The 18,389-nt window shown below is 46.0% G+C and carries 14 protein-coding genes and 1 rRNA gene; 5 read left to right on the plus strand and 10 right to left on the minus strand.

From position 1 onward, the window contains the following. Nucleotides 1-39: 39 nt before the first annotated feature. The 3 genes from menA to BN8899_RS20230 form a co-directional block, all read right to left on the minus strand. On the minus strand, nucleotides 40-909 hold the full coding sequence (gene menA / locus BN8899_RS20220; protein ID WP_231932448.1) for a 1,4-dihydroxy-2-naphthoate octaprenyltransferase: 870 nt from the start codon (nucleotides 907-909) through the stop codon (nucleotides 40-42). A 63-nt stretch (nucleotides 910-972) separates the two neighbouring features. After that, a complete protein-coding gene (locus BN8899_RS20225) occupies nucleotides 973-1,812 on the minus strand; it encodes a CvfB family protein (RefSeq protein WP_065220688.1) in 840 nt (279 codons plus the stop codon). Between the two features lie 54 nt (nucleotides 1,813-1,866). Beyond that, nucleotides 1,867-2,778: an AraC family transcriptional regulator gene (locus BN8899_RS20230; protein WP_065220689.1), complete on the minus strand. Its 912-nt coding sequence runs from the start codon at nucleotides 2,776-2,778 to the stop codon at nucleotides 1,867-1,869. A gap of 156 nt (nucleotides 2,779-2,934) precedes the next feature. On the opposite strand from BN8899_RS20230, the gene BN8899_RS20235 reads away from it, so the two are divergent. Genes BN8899_RS20235 through BN8899_RS20245 form a run of 3 tightly spaced genes read left to right on the plus strand, consistent with a single transcriptional unit; the run spans nucleotide 2,935 to nucleotide 8,318 of the window. Further along, nucleotides 2,935-3,966 (plus strand): efflux RND transporter periplasmic adaptor subunit, encoded by a 1,032-nt coding sequence (locus tag BN8899_RS20235; RefSeq protein WP_065220690.1) that lies wholly within the window; start codon nucleotides 2,935-2,937, stop codon nucleotides 3,964-3,966. After that, nucleotides 3,966-7,025, plus strand: coding sequence for an efflux RND transporter permease subunit (locus BN8899_RS20240; RefSeq protein ID WP_065220691.1), 3,060 nt, complete (start codon nucleotides 3,966-3,968; stop codon nucleotides 7,023-7,025). The genes BN8899_RS20235 and BN8899_RS20240 overlap by 1 nt, the downstream gene beginning before the upstream one ends. A gap of 12 nt (nucleotides 7,026-7,037) precedes the next feature. Further along, nucleotides 7,038-8,318, plus strand: a complete 1,281-nt coding sequence (locus BN8899_RS20245; protein WP_231932450.1) for a TolC family protein — start codon at nucleotides 7,038-7,040, stop codon at nucleotides 8,316-8,318. 135 nt (nucleotides 8,319-8,453) lie between these two features. On the opposite strand, the gene BN8899_RS20250 is transcribed toward BN8899_RS20245, so the two are convergent. The 3 genes from BN8899_RS20250 to mazG form a co-directional block, all read right to left on the minus strand. Further along, the gene (locus BN8899_RS20250) at nucleotides 8,454-11,684 is read right to left on the minus strand and encodes an FAD-dependent oxidoreductase (RefSeq protein WP_065220693.1); all 3,231 of its coding nucleotides are present in this window, start codon (nucleotides 11,682-11,684) and stop codon (nucleotides 8,454-8,456) included. Nucleotides 11,685-11,790: 106 nt separating this feature from the next. Continuing rightward, entirely contained in the window at nucleotides 11,791-12,141 is a 351-nt protein-coding gene (locus BN8899_RS20255; protein WP_018339168.1) for a hypothetical protein, read from the minus strand. 10 nt (nucleotides 12,142-12,151) lie between these two features. After that, a complete protein-coding gene (gene mazG / locus BN8899_RS20260; RefSeq protein ID WP_065220694.1) occupies nucleotides 12,152-12,943 on the minus strand; it encodes a nucleoside triphosphate pyrophosphohydrolase in 792 nt (263 codons plus the stop codon). Nucleotides 12,944-13,046: 103 nt separating this feature from the next. Between mazG and BN8899_RS20265 the strand changes: the two genes are divergently transcribed. Then, nucleotides 13,047-13,994 (plus strand): PhoH family protein, encoded by a 948-nt coding sequence (locus tag BN8899_RS20265; protein WP_026207804.1) that lies wholly within the window; start codon nucleotides 13,047-13,049, stop codon nucleotides 13,992-13,994. A 20-nt stretch (nucleotides 13,995-14,014) separates the two neighbouring features. Next, entirely contained in the window at nucleotides 14,015-14,965 is a 951-nt protein-coding gene (locus BN8899_RS20270) for a phosphoribosylaminoimidazolesuccinocarboxamide synthase (protein ID WP_018339171.1), read from the plus strand. Nucleotides 14,966-14,997: 32 nt separating this feature from the next. Here BN8899_RS20270 and BN8899_RS20275 read toward each other — a convergent pair whose 3' ends face one another. The 4 genes from BN8899_RS20275 to rrf form a co-directional block, all read right to left on the minus strand. Further along, nucleotides 14,998-16,593, minus strand: a complete 1,596-nt coding sequence (locus tag BN8899_RS20275) for a S8 family serine peptidase (protein ID WP_187376981.1) — start codon at nucleotides 16,591-16,593, stop codon at nucleotides 14,998-15,000. A gap of 55 nt (nucleotides 16,594-16,648) precedes the next feature. Next, nucleotides 16,649-17,122, minus strand: a complete 474-nt coding sequence (locus BN8899_RS20280; RefSeq protein WP_026207806.1) for a low molecular weight protein-tyrosine-phosphatase — start codon at nucleotides 17,120-17,122, stop codon at nucleotides 16,649-16,651. A gap of 97 nt (nucleotides 17,123-17,219) precedes the next feature. After that, nucleotides 17,220-18,170: a signal recognition particle-docking protein FtsY gene (ftsY, locus tag BN8899_RS20285; protein WP_065220695.1), complete on the minus strand. Its 951-nt coding sequence runs from the start codon at nucleotides 18,168-18,170 to the stop codon at nucleotides 17,220-17,222. Nucleotides 18,171-18,298: 128 nt separating this feature from the next. After that, nucleotides 18,299-18,389, minus strand: a 5S ribosomal RNA gene (rrf, locus tag BN8899_RS20290); the annotation flags it as partial.

Genomic DNA, 18,389 nt, shown 5'->3' on the forward strand with positions numbered 1-18,389 from the left:
AGTTATAAGGTTCATAAACCTTATAACTTTACAAACCAATTACCGTCCAACAATCTGTCCGAATCCCAACAAAAGGGTTAGCAACAACGTGGTAATAGAAAGGAATTTCAACTGAGAATCCAAAGCCCGTCCTTCCCCGTCACGCACGTGTTTTAAATGAATCCCCAACAAGGGTAATGCCATCACGAAAAGATAAGCCGTCCACCCGGCAGGATGAAACACAGTATAAACAAACAGGCAAGCCACGGCGGAGAGGATCAAGATATAATGATACACTTTCGCCCCTTTCACTCCAAGCATAACGGGTATCGTGCGTTTCCCGCAAACCGCATCATTCTCGATGTCCCGGATATTATTCATATTCAACACCCCGGCAGAGAGAAACCCGATGGCAGATGCCGGAAATAGATATATCCACGGCAGCATACCCGACATGGCAAAATAACTTCCCATCACGCTGACTAACCCGAAAAAGAGAAACACGAAAAGATCACCGAGTCCCCTGTAACCGTAGGCGTTATCGCCGACAGTATATTTTATTGCCGCCACGATAGAAGCACTTCCGGCGACAAACAAACTGATACTTTTCCAATTCAACAAATCTCGGAAAGCCTCGTAAATCAACAGACTCCCGGTTACCACGGCAATCCCTCCCACGACAATCATCGCCCGAACCATCTCATTCCCACTCAAAGCACCACTCTGCGCGCTTCGGATAGGTCCCAAGCGATGCTCGTTATCCGTACCCTTGCTCAAATCACCCACTTCGTTTGCCAAGTTCGATAATATCTGCAAAGCCGCGGCCGTCAACATCACCCACACGAACGTACATCCTTCAAAATATCCGTCGCTCGCTGCCAACAACGATCCCAACAATACCCCCGATAAGGACAGGGGCAATGTTCTCAATCGAAAACTTGTTATATACGCTTTGAATTTACTCACCGCCGTCAATAATCAATAAATCGAAAATCACTGAATCAATTTCAATTCTTTCTCCTCGATCATCACCCGATGTTGCCTGAACAATCCCCCGACTGCCTTCTTGTAATTCTTCTTGCTGCAACCGAAAAGTTGATAAATCTCCGCCGGATCGCTCTTATCGGACACGTGAAGCACTCCGCCGTTCTCTTCCAGTTTCTTCAAGATTATCGCGGACAAACGATCGACCTGCTCGTGCCCGTCATTTTTCTGCAATATACAATCGATCTTGCCGTCCTCCCGGACCTGCTTGATATATCCCGTCACGTGCTGACCGATAGATAAAGGTTGAAATATCTCGTTGCGATAAATAACCGCCTCGTGGCTCTTGTTCACGATCACGTTGTACCCTAAATCCGTTCTCCGGGAAACAATCAATTCCACTTCCTCCCCGGGTTCGTAATCCGGCAGGGTCTTATCCATAAACCGGTGTAACCGGGTAGAAGCCACAATACGATCGGTCGTCTTATCCACGTAAACGTAAACCAGATATTCTCTCCCTACCTGCATTTCCTCCCGCTGTTCCCGGAAAGGTACCAACAAATCCTTACGCAATCCCCAGTCCAAGAAGGCTCCCACACGGCTCGTTCCCACCACTTTCATCAAGGCAAAATCTCCCACGACTGCCTTAGGCTTCGTCATCGTGGCAATGACCCGGTCTTCCGAATCAAAATAAATAAACACGTTCAACTCGTCACCTTCCTTGCATTCAGCAGGTGCCGTTTCCTTTGGCAATAAAATCTCTCCCCAGTACTCTCCACCATCCAAATAAACCCCGAAATCGACAGTCTTCACGACCTTCAATATATTGTATTCTCCTAACTTTATCATATTCTGTAATTTTTGGGGCAAAGATAAGGAATATATCCGGAAATTTGCATAAAATTATTCCAGCATCTTGTACACGCTTGGGGATACACCCGCTTGCTTTTTAAAGTACTTCCCGAAAAACGATTGATCGGAGAAATTCAAATAATAAGCGATTTGCTGGATACTCATATCCGAGTATTTAAGCAGATTCTTCGCCTCCAACACCACGTACTCGTCAATCCACTCGGCAGCCGAACGACCGCTGACTTTCTTAATCAAGGTAGTCAGATATTTGGGTGTCAGGTTCAGACGGGAAGCATAAAAACCGACGGAACGCTCTGACCGGTAATGCTCCATGAGCAAAGACAGGAACATTTTGAAATATTCCTCACCATGCTTCTGGCTCTCGGGATTATTAGACAATTTCATCAGGAAATAATCGATAAAGATATTCAACACCTTGTATGCCGCGGAATAAATCAGCGTCTTCACCAAATCGTGATAATACGGTTTGGAGGAGGAATTCACAATTTCCGATGCCGCCTTCGCCAATAAATCCTGCAAAAAAGCACTCTCCGCCGGGGATAAATCGATCAAAACCATCTCCTGCATATGCGGGTAAAAAGGAAGAATCCGCTTCACGTCGATTGTCAAGTTCTTCAAAAACTCTTCCTCGAGGATAATCACTTCCAAGCGGCAGGCAGTAGCAGATTTTAACTGAACAATCGTACCGGAATGACAAAAAAATAAGGTATTTTTCTTGATCTCACAGGAATTCAAATTACAAGTCAACGAAACTTTCCCTTCGGAACAAATGACCAACACGAAAGCATTGATACGACAAGGATATTTAAACAATTCTATTCCATCCCCCGGGTCACACGACACGATAAAACACTCCCGGTTATACAATGCTCCCACTTGAGTAAGGTCGTTTACCGCTAATAATTTTTCCAACGAGAAACTCCCGATTTGATTCTGTTCCATCTCTAATTTCTTTTTCTGACAAAAGTAAAAGATTTATTTAGATAATCTCCCCGTGAAAGATCAAAATGCGACGAATTGACCAATCGTACCATAAAAACAACCTTTATAAATCGATGCCGAAGAGAGAATTTTGTAGCGGAAATAAAACGAAAAATCATGACACAATTTATCAAACGAACCTCGCAATGCTATTGGCTTGCTATCATTACGATTCTCACGGGTTGTTCCGACCGGAAAGCCGCCACGAACCCAGAACCTAAAAAAGTGGTGACCGAAGTCGTTGTCTCCTCCGAGAATATCATGCAACGTTCTTACGTGGGCGTGATCGAGGAAGAAGCCGGGGCTTCCATCAGTTTCGGGATAGGCGGAAAAATTGAACAAATACACGTCCGGGAAGGAGAAGCCGTGCAAAAAGGAAAACTGTTGGCACAATTAAACGACGCTTCGGCCAAAGACCTTCTGGATGCGGCTTCAGCCACGCTCGAACAAGCCAAGGACGGCTACGTCCGATTAAAACAAATGTACGAGGGGGAAAGCCTGCCGGAAATAAAAATGGTGGAAATAAACACGAAACTGCAACAAGCACAGTCCACATACAATATTGCCCGCAAGAATCACGAAGATTGTATGCTCGTCGCCCCCTTCGACGGCGTAATCGGGAAAAAAATCTTATCCGTGGGGGAAACCGCCATTCCGGGACAACCCGTGTTCACGTTACTGCAAATAAATCACGTGAAAGCCAAATTTGCCGTACCCGAAACGGAAATATCCGGGCTGACCGCTTCTTGCCGTTCACAGGTGCAGGTGGCAGCATTAAATAACCGGAAATACGAGGGCGAAAACCTTGAAAAAGGAATTGTCGCCAATCCCGTGACCCGAACTTACGACACCCGGGTTGTCCTGCCGAATCCCGACAAGGAATTATTACCGGGGATGGTTTGCTCCGTCGCCGTATTTACAGACAATGATGCGCGGATAACGGTTCCGTTGACTGCCGTACAACGGGATGCAGACGGACTATCTTTCGTGTGGAAGGTTTCAGAGAACAACACGGCACTCCGCGCTCCCGTCACGATCGGTACTCCTATTGGCAACCGAATAACGATCGTTCATGGCCTGACGGTAGGCGAACGCATCATCACGGAAGGGTATCAAAAAATAAGCGAAGGCAATAAAATCATATTCTAATGAAAAAGAAATTCAATTTTGTCCGTTGGGCAATGGAAAATTACCGGATCTCCATGCTGATTGTTATCCTTTTGTTTATTTTCGGCATACTCGGCATTAACAAGATGCCCAAGCAGGAATTCCCGGAATTTACCGTTCGGCAGGGTGTCGTGGTAGGCGTGTACCCCGGAGCATCGGTCAACGAGGTCGAAGAACAACTGACCAAACCGCTGGAACGGTTCCTGTTCACGTATAAAGAAGTAAAACGAGCCAAAACAATCTCCACCTCCCAACACGGAATGTGCTATGTCATGGTAGAATTGAACGATGATATAAATAACAAGGACGAGGTATGGTCTAAGATCAAACACGGGCTTTCCCTGTTTAAATCTCAATTGCCATCGGGGGTACTGGCTGTCATCGCTAATGACGATTTCGGTGATACTTCTGCCCTGCTGATTGCCGTCGAATCTGACAAACGTTCCTACCGAGAACTGCAAACCTACGTCGACGATCTAAGCGACCGCCTCCGCCAGGTAGAATCCGTATCGAATATCCGTCCCTACGGCATCGTAAAAGAACAAATCACGATTCATGTAGACCAGGAGCGAATGGCTGCCTATGGCATCAACGAGAAAATACTGTCGGGCATCCTGTTCTCGCAAGGATTCACGACAAGTGGCGGTTCACTTGAAAACGACGACATGAATATCCCGTTGCACCTCGCTCCCGCGCTGAGCAGTGAAGAAGAAGTAGCAAACCAAATCATCTACTCCGATCCACAAAACAACGTTGTCCGCATCAAAGATATAGCCCGTGTCACCCGTGAATACGACGCTTCCGAAAGTCATATCAAAAATAACGGGCATCCCTGCGTGATCCTTTCCCTTGAAATGCGAGGCGGATTCGATATCGTGGAATACGGGAAAAACGTGGATAAGGTACTCGACAATTACCGGGAACAGGTGTTGCCCGACGACGTATCTATCAGCCGCATAGCCGATCAAGCAAAAGTAGTCGGGGAGTCCGTTTCCTCCTTCCTGCACGAGCTAATCATCGCTATCGTGATTATTATTCTGGTTATGATGATTTTATTCCCCTTCCGTTCCGCCCTCGTTGCGGCAATCACGATTCCTTTCGCCACATTCATTTCCGTGGGTATCATGTATATATGCGGCATACCCTTGAACACGGTAACTCTGGCAGCGCTTATCGTGGTACTGGGAATGATCGTGGACGACTCCATTGTCATCATCGACGGCTATCTGGATTATCTTAACAAAGGATATTCACGCTGGCACGCCGCTATCAAGAGTGCCAACCAATATTTCCTGCCGATGTTGCTGGCGACAGCTTGTATTTGCGCTATATTCTTCCCGATATTGTTCACGCTGACGGGACAGATCGGAGATTTCGTGACTTATTTCCCCTGGACGATCACCATCAACCTGATGGTTTCGCTGGTACTCGCCGTCACGATCATCCCGTTGCTGAACACGTGGATTATTCGGAAAAGATATATCAAGACCAACAAAAAAAGCCTTACCGATCACGTGCAGAGACTCTACGAACGAGTGTTGGTATGGACCTTCCGCCACCCTTGGATCACCATCGGTTCGGGCGTGGCATCCGTTCTGATCGCGATAATGATCGTTCCCCTGTTGCAATATCGGATGTTTCCGGTAGCTGACCGGGATCAATTTGCCGTGGAGATATACCTGGCAGAAGGAACACCTTTATCCCGCACGGAACAAGTTGCCGATTCTGTGTATTCCTTGCTCAAAGCGGACAAACGTGTCACTTCCATCACCTCCTTTATCGGTTGTTCCTCCCCGCGTTTCCAAACTTCATACGCCCCGCAGATGCCGGCAAAGAATTACGCGCAGTTTATCGTGAACACCACCTCCATCAAGGATACCGAGGACATTTTGGATAAATACACGAATCAATACGCCGATTTATTCCCCGACGCTTACGTGAAATTCAAACAGCTGGATTTCCAAGTCGTACCGGAATTGGAATTTCGCTTCCAGGGAGAGAATATCGATTCTTTACACCGGGCTGCCAATATCTTAATAGATCACTTGCGCACCATGCCGGAACTGGCACATGTCTACACGAATTACGACATTCCCCGTCCCGTGATGGAAATCACGCTTGATCCCGTTGCCGCTTCCCAGCTGGGAATCACCCGCTCCTCGATGGCACTCAACCTTTCGATAGCCACCGCGGGCATACCGATCGGTTCCGTGTGGGAAGGAGATTACGCACTTCCGGTTGTCATGAAAAACGCCCGTAAAGACAGCCTTACGGCACAGAATATCAAAGACCTTTACCTCCCGGCTACAACCTCTCCGACATCTGTTCCGACACGCCAGATAGCAAGCGTCAAGCCCGTGTGGCACGAGAGTAAAATCGTGCATCGCAACGGTACGCGTTGCCTTTCCGTGATAGCCGACCAGCGGAGGGGTGAAAATACATTGGAAACCCTAAGCAAAATTAACAAAGCGATAGCCGGGGAATTGCAAGGACAATTCCCCGCGGGATTGACCCCGGAAGTCGGCGGAGAATACGAATATGATATGGAAACCCTTCCTCCCATCATGTCCGGCTTGGGGATCGCAATGGTCATCATATTCTTTTTCATCTTGATTAGTTTCCGAAAATTCGGGATTACCGCCGTAGCCATGCTCTCCATGTCGTTGAGCCTGTTCGGTGCTATGATCGGGCTATGGATTGCCGGTAAAACGATTAGTATTACTTCCGTGTTCGGATTTATCACACTGCTGGGAATGATCGTGCGAAACGTTATACTGATGTATCAACACGCGGAAGACCGCCGTATAAATCATCGTGAATCCGCACGTGAGGCAGCATATGACGCAGGCAAACGGCGCATGATTCCCATATTCCTGACAACAACGACCACTGCCACGGGAGTAATCACCATGATCGTCAGCAACAGCACCTTCTGGACGCCCGTGGGTGTTACCATTTTCGCGGGAGGTATCGGTTCCCTGCTACTGGTCATCACCATCCTCCCCGTGGTGTACTGGAAACTCTATTCAAAAAAACGATAAACGATTGAAATCATGAAACATATCTACCTTTTACTATTCTGCATGGTATTCCTGCCTTTTATGACACGTGCTCAAGTGTACACGCTGGAAGAGTGCCTCACCGCCGCACTCGAGAAAAATAACAAGATTAAAAACAGCCTGCTGGAAATGGAAATAGCTCGGCAAACCCGTAAAGAGGCTTTTACCTTTTATTTTCCGCAAGTTTCCGCATCGGGGATGGCGTTTCAAGGTAGCCGCAACTTGTTGCAGGCAGACTTGGATCTTTTCGGTATAGCAAATGTACCTTTATCTTTCCTTAAAAAAGGAGTATTCGCAACAGCCACAGCCGTACAACCTGTTTTCGCCGGACTGCAAATCATCAATGGCAACAAGCTGGCAAAATTAGGCGAAGATGTCAGCGTACTGCAACATCGTTTGACGGAGAACGAAGTAAAACAAAAAACCGTGGAATACTACTGGCTGATTGCCACGCTGAATAACAATCTCTCCACTCTCGACGTTGTAGACAAATTACTAACAGAAATTTATCGGCAAGTAGAATTAGCCGTTAAAACCGGACTCACAACCCGGAATGATTTGCTACGAGTCGAACTCCGGCAACAAGAAATCGCCAGCCAACGCCTGAGAGTCGAAAACGGTCTGCGAGTTTCAAAAATGGTGCTGGCACAATACATCGGGGCTGATTTCACTTCATTTGATATTGCCACGGATGAGTTCGTGCAACCCGAACCGCCCCTCGGCTATTACATCGCTCCACAGGATGCCGTACAACAACGGATTGAATACCTTCTGGCTCAAAAAAACGTGGATGCCCAAGGCTACCAAATCCGGATGGAACGCAGCAAACATCTTCCCCAAATAGGTATCGGCGTGGGTCATGTCTACTACAACATTCTGAAAAAAGACGTGAACACGGAACTCGCCTTCGCCAGCGTATCCGTTCCCATCTCTTCCTGGTGGGGAGGTTCACACGTGATTAAAAAAGCCCGTGTAAAAAAGGAACAAGCCGAGAACGATCGCAAAAATGCAGAAGAATTACTCATGGTAGAAATCGAACAGCTATGGAGCGAACTCACGGAAGCCTACGCCCAAATCGAACTGGCACGGAAATCCATCGCTTCCTCCACCGAAAATCTACGGTTGAACAAACAACATTTCAGTGCCGGAACGTCCTCGTTGAGTGATTTATTGAATGCCGAAACCCTGTACACGGAAAGCTGCAATAATTACACCTCCGCCTGTGCCGAGTATCAAACCAAACTATCCAACTATCTGACACATACACGTCCTTGAGATTTGCCTTCGGCAAAGTTGCAGGTTACAGGTTGAGCCTTCGGCTCTGTAAGTTGAATATTCAACCGATATCAACTTGTAACCTGCAACTTGCCGAAGACAAATGCAACCTGCAACAGAGCCCACAGGACTCTCTCATTTAAACGCTTTCTCCGACAATCCCGGGGCGTTCAATTTTAGTTTATCAAAATATTCCGGAACCGGACGTCCCATTAATTTGTCTACATACATCTTGGCAAGATACTGCGACAACATGAACCCGTGTCCTCTCATCCCGACGAATAAGCCCAATTCGGGATCTATAATATAGCGAGGTTCCGTGTAATATCCCGACCATGTAGCCTGTATGCTTACGCCTGCCAACTTAGGCATCCAATCCACGAAGAACTCACTGATAATCTCAATAAACTCCTTCGTGTTTAGAATCAAATTCTTGTCCGTCCGCAAAGCATCCACCCGCGGAGAAGCACACCCGATAATCTGTCCCGTGTGTACCAACTGTTGTCCGTACACGGCAGAGAATCCCTTGTACTCTTGGCGATCGATCAACATATCCAGACTATCTCCATTCTTACCCAACATCGGCAGGCGACGGGTGATAAATGCTTGATGGCGCACTGGATACAATCCGGCATGGATACCCAATCCCTCGCATATCTTACCAGCCCCGGCTCCCAAAGCATTCACGAACACATCTGTGCGGAACTCCACGTATTTCTTATCATGAGTCAATACCAGAATACTATAAGCAGACCCTTCCTTCATCACCTCGAGCACCTTGCAATCTTCCACAACACGCCCTCCCGCATGAATCCCTATGTTCCGAATCAAATCAACCACTTTACCCGGCGTAGCCTGCCAACAATCATTCGTAATCAAAGCTCCTAGATAACGTTTGGATTTCGTGTCAAAATAGGGAGATATTTCCTTTTGGAAATTCTTCGGCTCTACCATATAAGCATCCGACCAAGCTCGGCTGGCATCCAAAGCCTCGAATGTAGCCTCGTCATGTGCCAGATTAATATATCGGGTTGTCTTGTAATCAATATTAGAAAGCCCCTGTAATTCCTTAAATATAGCGTGATTGTGTTCCGCGATCTCTGCCAGTTCCGACAAAGAGAACGCCGTACGACCTCCGCCGATATTTCTCCACGACGAACCCCTGTTGGCATTCACAAGCACGGGATTCAATCCCGCTTCCGCCATATAACGGAACAACGCACTACCCGCAATACCACCTCCGGCAATCAACGCACCGACCTCCACTTTCTTGAAATCGGAACGGTTAGCCACCCGGTACTCTTCCCCTCGCTTCGGCGGATACAACTCACCCAAGTTCAATTGATTGGACAACGGGGCTCTCGGCGTGGCATCTCCCACGATCTCGATTCCCTTTGCCCGCAAAGCTGTCTTCAAACGGGGAATACAACGTTTACCGCGACAGGGCCCCATCCCCAGACGAGTCGTGTGCTTGATCTCATCAATAGAGATAAACGTGCGGTCGCCCACGATTTTCATCACGTCATCCAAAGTCACGTCATCACAATGGCAAATAAACGTAACTCCCTTCTCATCCTTCAACAAAGGTTCTAGTTCCAAACATTCCGGGTAACGCTCTTTCAGCACAAAGCCTCTTACCTTTACCAACTCTTCGTCGTGAATATTCAATGCTTTCACCCGGGCAATATTCGTCTTATTCGGTTTGTGCAGAACTTTCTCGACAATTCCATCCCCTAACCTCTCTCCGTAATTATTCACGAGATAAACCACTTCTTTTTCCTTCACCTCGTACTCGATCGGCAGGAATAAACTGTCTTTCCGCAAATCATAACCGAAAATAGCCAATCCCGGACATTGATACACACACTCCATACATCCGATACATTTGTCGTAATCCACGTGCGGAACCGTCGAAGTCGAACTCTTGGTGATCGCCCCGTGCGGACAAGCGAATGAACACGGATTACAAGCAAAACCGTACAAACAATCCATTTGCACGAAGCCTCTCTTTCGCATACGCTCCGTATCCGGCAGACAGGGAGCTTCCAGTATCCGAACCGGATGTTGTTGCGCATCGATATATTCTTTGGATAAAACTAAATAATCATCATAACTCACACGGGTACCCATATCCAACATGATCTCCGTGGCAGCCTGTTTCCCTCGCAACACGGCACTCGTGCCTTCCCCGATACGCACGGCATCCCCGGCTGCATAGCAACGTTCGCCAAACACGGCACGTCCTTTCGTCAACAACTGATTATCCGGAATCAACCCGGTACAAATATTAATCACGTCAATGCCTTCCAGAATCTTCTCCGTACCCGGCACCGCCTTGAAATTCTCGCATTCGGCAATCACCGCCCCTTTGATCCCGGTATGGTCTTCATTCGGGATTGCCTTCAACAACACGTGCGAGGTCATAATAGGGATAGCCAATCGGCGCACCCGGTTTGCCTGAACGGGGAATCCCCCTTCTTTCGGCATTGCCTCGATTATCGCTTTCACGTTGGCTCCCGCCTGCATCAACTGATAAGAAGTCAAGTACCCGATATTTCCGGCTCCCACCGTCAGGACATTCTTCCCTAACAGTGTCAATTCATTATTCATCATTTTCTGCACTACTGCGGCAGTGTACACGCCGGGCAAATCGTCATTCTCGAAAGCCGGCATAAACGGAACCGCACCCGTGGCAACAACCAGATACTCGGTATCCACGAAGAAAACCGTATCCGTTTCCAAATTCTTCACGGCAATTCGTTTCCCCTCCAAAACATCCCACACCGTGGAATTCAGATAGATTCCCTCCATATTCTCCCCCGCCAACGTCTTGGCTATATCGAAACCGCGCATACCGCCAAAACGTTTCTCCTTCTCGAAGAAAAAGAACTGGTGAGTCTGCATATTAAACTGCCCCCCGATCTTGTCGTTATTATCGATCACAATATTATCCACGCCATATTTATTAAATTCCTCCCGCACTGCCAATCCTGCCGGACCGGCTCCCACGATAACCACCGTGGTACGAAGGATTTTCCGGGTTTCCTGTCCATGCGCATCACAACGTTCGGGCATCTCCCCTTGTGCAAGTTCCCTCACCTCTTTCACCCCGTCCACTTTCGTTACACAAATACGCCGAACCTTACCGTCGACCAACATCTCACAAGCACCGCATTTCCCTATACCACAAGCCAACGAACGCCCCCGCCCGTCTATACTATGGCTATGCACGGGAAACCCCGCCTGATGTAATGCAGCCGCAATGGTATAACCACATTCTCCTTCTACTTTCTTTCCGTTAAAAGTGAACACCACTTTATTTCGTTTCGGCACATCCAGAATAGGATGCAAATTAATTTTCGACATAAGTATATTATTAGTTAGGTTATTAGATTCTTCTGCAATATAGAATATAGAACAAAAAAAAAAGCTGACAAAAGTCAGCTTTTCAAATTTATCACTCTTTTAACATTTAATTCTTCTCTCTGGAAAACGTAAATTTACCCTCTATTCCTTGCCCGTCCTTACTCAGACCGACAATCGTATCATCATCCACCAACACTCCGAACCAACTGTCTAATTCGTAATCTATCTCGTGTTCGGAATGAATAATATCAAATTCCTCGGCATCCAGTTTCACCTTATGTCCTTCCAACGATCCGATTAAAAACTCTTGCAACATATATGCGTCGTCATCATTCAACTTATCCGTAAAAATAATTCTTCCGGACAATTCATTCCCTTCCTGCTTCAAGAATAACTCTCCTTCGGCTACACCGTAACCGTAATCCTCCTTGTATTTCCACTTACCCGTTAAATCCACCTTAGTAATTTTAGATTATTTCCTGTTTCTTCGCCTCGTTCCAATACTCGTCCATTTCTTCCAACGTCATATCGTTCAATTTCTTTCCGGCTTCATTCGCCTTTTCCTCGATAAACGAAAAACGGCGGATAAACTTTCGGTTTGCCTTTTCCAGTGCATCTTCCGGATTAATCCCGTACAGACGTCCGGCATTAATCATGGCAAACATGACATCACCGAATTCCTCTTCCATATGTTCTTGATCTGCTTTCGCCACTTCTACTTCCAACTCTCCAAGTTCTTCCCGCACTTTCAGCCACACGTCCTCCTTCTGGTGCCAATCAAAGCCAACTCCCCTCACTTTATCTTGTATCCGATAAGCCTTCACCAATGCAGGCAAGGCATCGGGTACCCCTTCCAACACCTTATGATGCCGTCCCTTTTCCTTCAATTTCAATTGCTCCCAGTTACGACTCACGTCATCCTCGTTCTCAACCTTCACATCCCCGTATATATGAGGATGCCGGTAACGCAACTTCGCACAAATCTCTTCCAGCACCCCGGTAATATCAAATTCGCCTTTCTCCTCGCCGATCACAGCATAAAAAACAATATGCATAAGTAAATCCCCCAACTCCTTTTTCACCTCCTGCATATCCCCCTTTACGATGGCATCACCCAACTCGTACACCTCCTCCACGGTCAACGTCCGCAATGACTCTAACGTCTGTTTATGATCCCACGGGCACTTTTCCCGCAGTGTCGACATTATATCTAATAACTCGGCGAAAGCCTCTTCTTGTTTACTAAAATCCTTCTCCATGTTTAACTTCACGCTAATGAAAAATTTTCAATTCTCAACTTTTAATTTTCAATTGTTTTCCCTACTTTGCACCTGCAAAAATAAGCTATTTATTTTAAGTTTCATGATAGAGAAAAGAATAAGTATTGGAAACATTGATCCGATTGACTTTTACGGCATTAACAACGCAAAATTCATCACGTTAAAAGAATTTTTTCCAAAATTGAAAATCACAGCCCGGGGGGATGAAATCATTATTCAGGGAGAAGAAAGTGATATTAACGTCCTCGTGGCAAAAATTAATGCCCTCTTGGAACATTATAATAAATACAATATGCTCACGATAGCCAACCTCAAAAGAATCATTCTTGAGGATGAAATCGTAGAGGACCCTGAAGACCCGGCATCCATCATTGTTTTCGGAAACAATGGGAAAACCATTCGTGCCAGAACGGCAAATCAGCGAAAATTGGTTGATTTAGAGAGGACGAACGATTTACTTTTTGCCACGGGACCTGCCGGATCGGGAAAAACCTATACAGCAATAGCACTAGCTGTCAAATCCTTGCGTAACAAAGAAGTAAAACGCATCATACTCAGCCGCCCCGCCGTGGAAGCCGGCGAAAGCCTAGGATTTCTGCCGGGTGACATGAAAGAAAAAGTAGACCCCTACTTGCAACCCTTGTACGATGCTCTTTCCGATATGATACCACCCAAGAAACTCTCGGAATACTTGGAAACGGAAATCATACAGATTGCCCCGCTGGCGTACATGAGGGGACGCACCCTGAATGATGCTTTCGTTATTCTCGACGAAGCCCAGAATACGACAAAGAACCAATTAAAAATGTTCCTGACACGTATGGGTGTCAATGCCAAATTTGTAGTCACGGGTGACATGAGTCAAATCGACCTGCCCCGGCACAGCGACTCGGGACTTATCCATGCTTTCAAATTACTGCATGGCATCAAGGGCATCGCCTTTGTCGAGTTCGACACAAGTGACATCGTGCGCCACAGGCTGGTAAAGGATATTGTCAACGCGTATAATAACGAAGAAAAAACTAAATAACGGATCTTAAAGCAAATAACATGGAAGCGATTGTAAAAACAAATTTCAAATTTCCGAAACAGAAGGATGAATACGTCGGCAAAGTACGCGACGTGTATAACATCAACGACGAATACCTCGTTATGCTGGTATCCGACAGAATTTCCGCTTTCGACGTGGTACTCCCGAAAGGAATACCTTACAAAGGACAAATCTTAAACCAGATTGCCGCAAAATTTCTGGATGCGACAGCAGACATCGTGCCGAACTGGAAAATAGCCACACCCGATCCGATGGTAACCATTGGTCACAGATGCGAGCCTTTCAAGGTTGAAATGGTCATCCGTGGTTATTTGGCAGGAAGCGCATGGAGAGAATACAAAGCCGGAAACAGAACCCTTTGCGGTTTGCCTTTACCTGAAGGTATGGTAGAGAATCAAAAATTCCCGACGCCACTCGTTACCCCGACCACCAAAGCAATGGAAGGACATGACGAGAATATCTCTAAAGAGGAAATCATCGCTTCCGGATTGGTAAGTAAAGAAGATTACGAGGCTATCGAGAAATACACCCTTGCCCTTTTCCAAAGAGGTACTGAAATTGCAGCTAAAATGGGATTGATTCTAGTAGATACCAAATACGAGTTCGGTAAAAAAGACGGTAAGATCTATTTGATCGACGAAATACATACGCCGGACTCTTCTCGTTATTTCTACGCAGAAGGTTACGAAGAACGTCTTGCCAAAGGGGAAAAACAACGCCAATTATCCAAAGAATTCGTACGCGAATGGTTAATGGAAAATGGTTTCCAAGGAAAAGCCGGTCAGCAAGTACCTGAAATGACCCCGGAAGTGGTAAACAATATTACCGATCGTTACATTGAATTGTACGAACATATCACCGGAACGAAATTCGTGAAAGCAGAGAACACCAACGTTCTCGCCCGTATCGAAAAGAACGTGAACGACTGCCTTGCCTCGTTATTGAAATAAACAAAAAGCCCGCTCGTGAGCGGGCTTTTATTTTACTTTGCCATCTCCTCCGCTAACTTCATAGCTTCATACCCGTTCAACATTCCCCCGCTAATACTCATATCACTGAATTTAAGAGGAATCCGAACAAACTTACACGTCTGGTTACAAGGAGTTACAGTCTTCATTAAAATGTCTTTCACTTGAGCCGCTGTCAAACTCGGGTAATACATACGAATAAGAGCTGCAACACCCGCACATACCGGAGATGCCATACTTGTCCCCGATTGTTGAGCATAGCCACCCGGCACCTGGCTATATATGTTATGACCGGGAGCGAACAAATCAACCGACTTCTTTCCGTAATTGGAAAAAATCACCAACTTGTTATTCTTATCTACAGCTCTCAAATTAGACCCGTGTGCCCCGACACATATATAACAAGCCTGTGTTTCCGGTTTGGAGGGTCGTCCGGGATAAACGTTCACTTGATCTATATTCTTACTATTATTCCCGGCTGCACGTACAATCAAAACATCATGAGCAGCCGCATAATCCATCGCTTCTTCTATCCATTTTTGCGTACTGCTAAGAGCTGTATATTTCCCGAAGCTCATGTTTATCACCTTCGCCCCGTTATCCACAGCATAACGAATCGCTAAAGCAATATCTTTATCTTCCTCGTCGCCCCCGGGAGGCACCACTTGCAACAACATAATCTGTACCCCCTGGGCAATACCGTACACCCCCGAATTGGGCTCCTGTACACCTCCAATCGTGGAAGCGACGTGAGTACCATGCTTGCTACACGAGGCTATCGGAAAATAAGGATGACCATATTTTCGATCGTTCATATCATAAGGATCGTCCCCTATCACTTTACGAATATCAAAAGCAATTGTAAATAACTCTTTGTCCGACTCTATTGTCCGCAGAAGGATGCGTTCCTGCGTGAGAATCTTTTCCACTGTATCCAGCTCTACCCGGGGCAATGGCTTCCCGGCTTTAAGCATTTCTATTTTCTCCTCGTTCGTCAATACCGGCTCCGTGGCTTTTCGAACCATATGCTCCTTATACGCCTTTTTAAACCAAGCTTGCTTCTTGATTCGCTTGATCTCTTTCAATTTCTCTTGCGCCTCTATACTCTCTCGTTCGTATTCAACTTTTCTGATACCATAAGTACGATATAATGAAACAAACAAATCCCGTTCCTCCTGGGGCATCTTTCTCATATCGCCTTTGTAAGTCTTCAGCAGCCAACTGTACGTGCGCAATTCTTCAGGGACACCCCGAGATTGGGAATCTCCATCCCGGGTTCCCATGAAATTCCACCCGTGAATATCATCCGTGTAACCGTTATGGTCATCATCTTTTCCATTTCCGACAATTTCTCCCAGGTTACGCCATAACACGGGACGTAACATTTGTGCTGTCGTGTCAAATCCCGAATCGATCACGGCAACAATCAGGGATGCGGGCTTCTTTCCCGGTAACAATTCCTTGTAAATACGATGTACCCCGGTTCCGAACATACTGTCCTGCTCGACATCCCGCAAGAACCAATCTAAAGGATAGCTTTCCCTTTGTGCCTTACTTATTTCCGGCAACACGAAAAGCATCAAGAACGCCAACAATTTCATTTTATTCATCATTCCACTTTTAAATATTATCTTGATATTCCCCAAAACACCTCGTCGATAATCTTTAATCTTCCAATCGTTCCAATAATCCTTCCACGGCATCTTCCAGCAAATCCAACACCAGTTCAAATCCCGCATCCCCTCCATAATAAGGATCGGGCACACTATCCCGGTAAGAAAAACGCTGACAGAAATCCGTCATCTTGTAAATCTTCTCCCTCTCTTCTTTCGTACTTGCCATCCGTCGCAAATCCCGTACATTCTGATCGTCCATTCCGATAATCATATCAAAGTTCTCGAAATCCGCATCAGGATAAAACTTTCGCGACAAACTGGTTAACTCGTACCCCCTCCGGATTGCGTGCCGCTGCATACGTTCATCTGCTGGGTCCCCCGAATGATAACCACTAATACCAGCCGAATCAATATAAAACTGTTCCTCCATTCCCCTCTCCTTCACGTAATGCTTCATAATTGCCTCGGCGCTAGGAGAACGGCATATATTTCCCAAACAAATAAATAATATCCTTCTTTTCATACCAACTCGTTTAAAAATAAAAGGTTTATAAAGTTCATAAAGCAGAACGGCCACCCGTAACTTTACAAACTTTATAAACCTTATAAACTTTAAGAACTCAATTAAACAAGGAATCTACAAACTCTTCCCGGTTAAATACTTGTAGATCATCTATCTTTTCCCCTATACCGATATATTTTACCGGAATCTTAAATTGATCCGAAATACCTATAACGACTCCCCCTTTTGCAGTACCGTCCAATTTCGTGATTGCCAAAGCATTCACCTCCGTTGCCAGAGTAAACTGTTTAGCTTGTTCATATGCGTTCTGCCCGGTAGACCCGTCAAGGACAAGCAATATTTCGTGCGGGGCATCAGGGATAACCTTTTGCATCACTTTCTTGATCTTGGTCAACTCGTTCATCAAATTAATTTTATTATGAAGCCGACCTGCTGTATCAATCAACACGATATCTGCATTTTCCGCTTTTGCTTTGCTCAAAGTGTCAAACGCCACGGATGCAGGGTCAGCACCCATCCCTTGTTTCACGATAGGCACCCCGACACGCTCTGCCCAAATCACCAATTGATCGACAGCCGCAGCTCTAAAAGTATCAGCGGCACCCAAGACAACCGACTTCCCGGCAGCTTTAAATTTATGAGCTAACTTCCCGATTGTCGTCGTTTTCCCAACACCATTCACCCCGACAACCATAATCACGTAAGGTCCGTGTCCTTCAGGCAAACTCAAAGAATTATAATCCGTCGAATTGTTTTCTTTTAACAAATCAACAATCTCTTCTTTCAAAACCCGATTCAACTCGTCCGTACCTATATACTTGTCACGTTGTACTCTTTTTTCTATCCTCTCTATAATGCGAAGAGTCGTATCTACACCCACGTCAGAAGTAATTAATACTTCCTCCAAATTATCCAGCACTTCGTCATCAACCTTTGATTTTCCGACAATTGCCCTGGATAACTTTTTGAATACACTCTCTTTTGTTTTCTCTAACCCTTTGTCAAGGCTTTCTTTCTTCTTGCTATTAAATAAACCAAATAATGCCATTTCCACGTAAATTGATTCAGAGCACTAAGGTAGGAAAATAAATTGAAAATTGAGAATTGAAAATTGAAAATGATTCGGATACTATAAAGATAAAAAAAGAGCGAGTCATTTGAACTCGCTCTCTCTAAATTTGGCATCGACCTACTCTCCCACCTTTCGGCAGTACCATCGGCGCTAACGGGCTTAACTTCTCTGTTCGGGATGGGAAGAGGTGGATCA

Source organism: Butyricimonas sp. Marseille-P2440, from assembly GCF_900091675.1.
Classification (GTDB): domain Bacteria; phylum Bacteroidota; class Bacteroidia; order Bacteroidales; family Marinifilaceae; genus Butyricimonas; species Butyricimonas synergistica.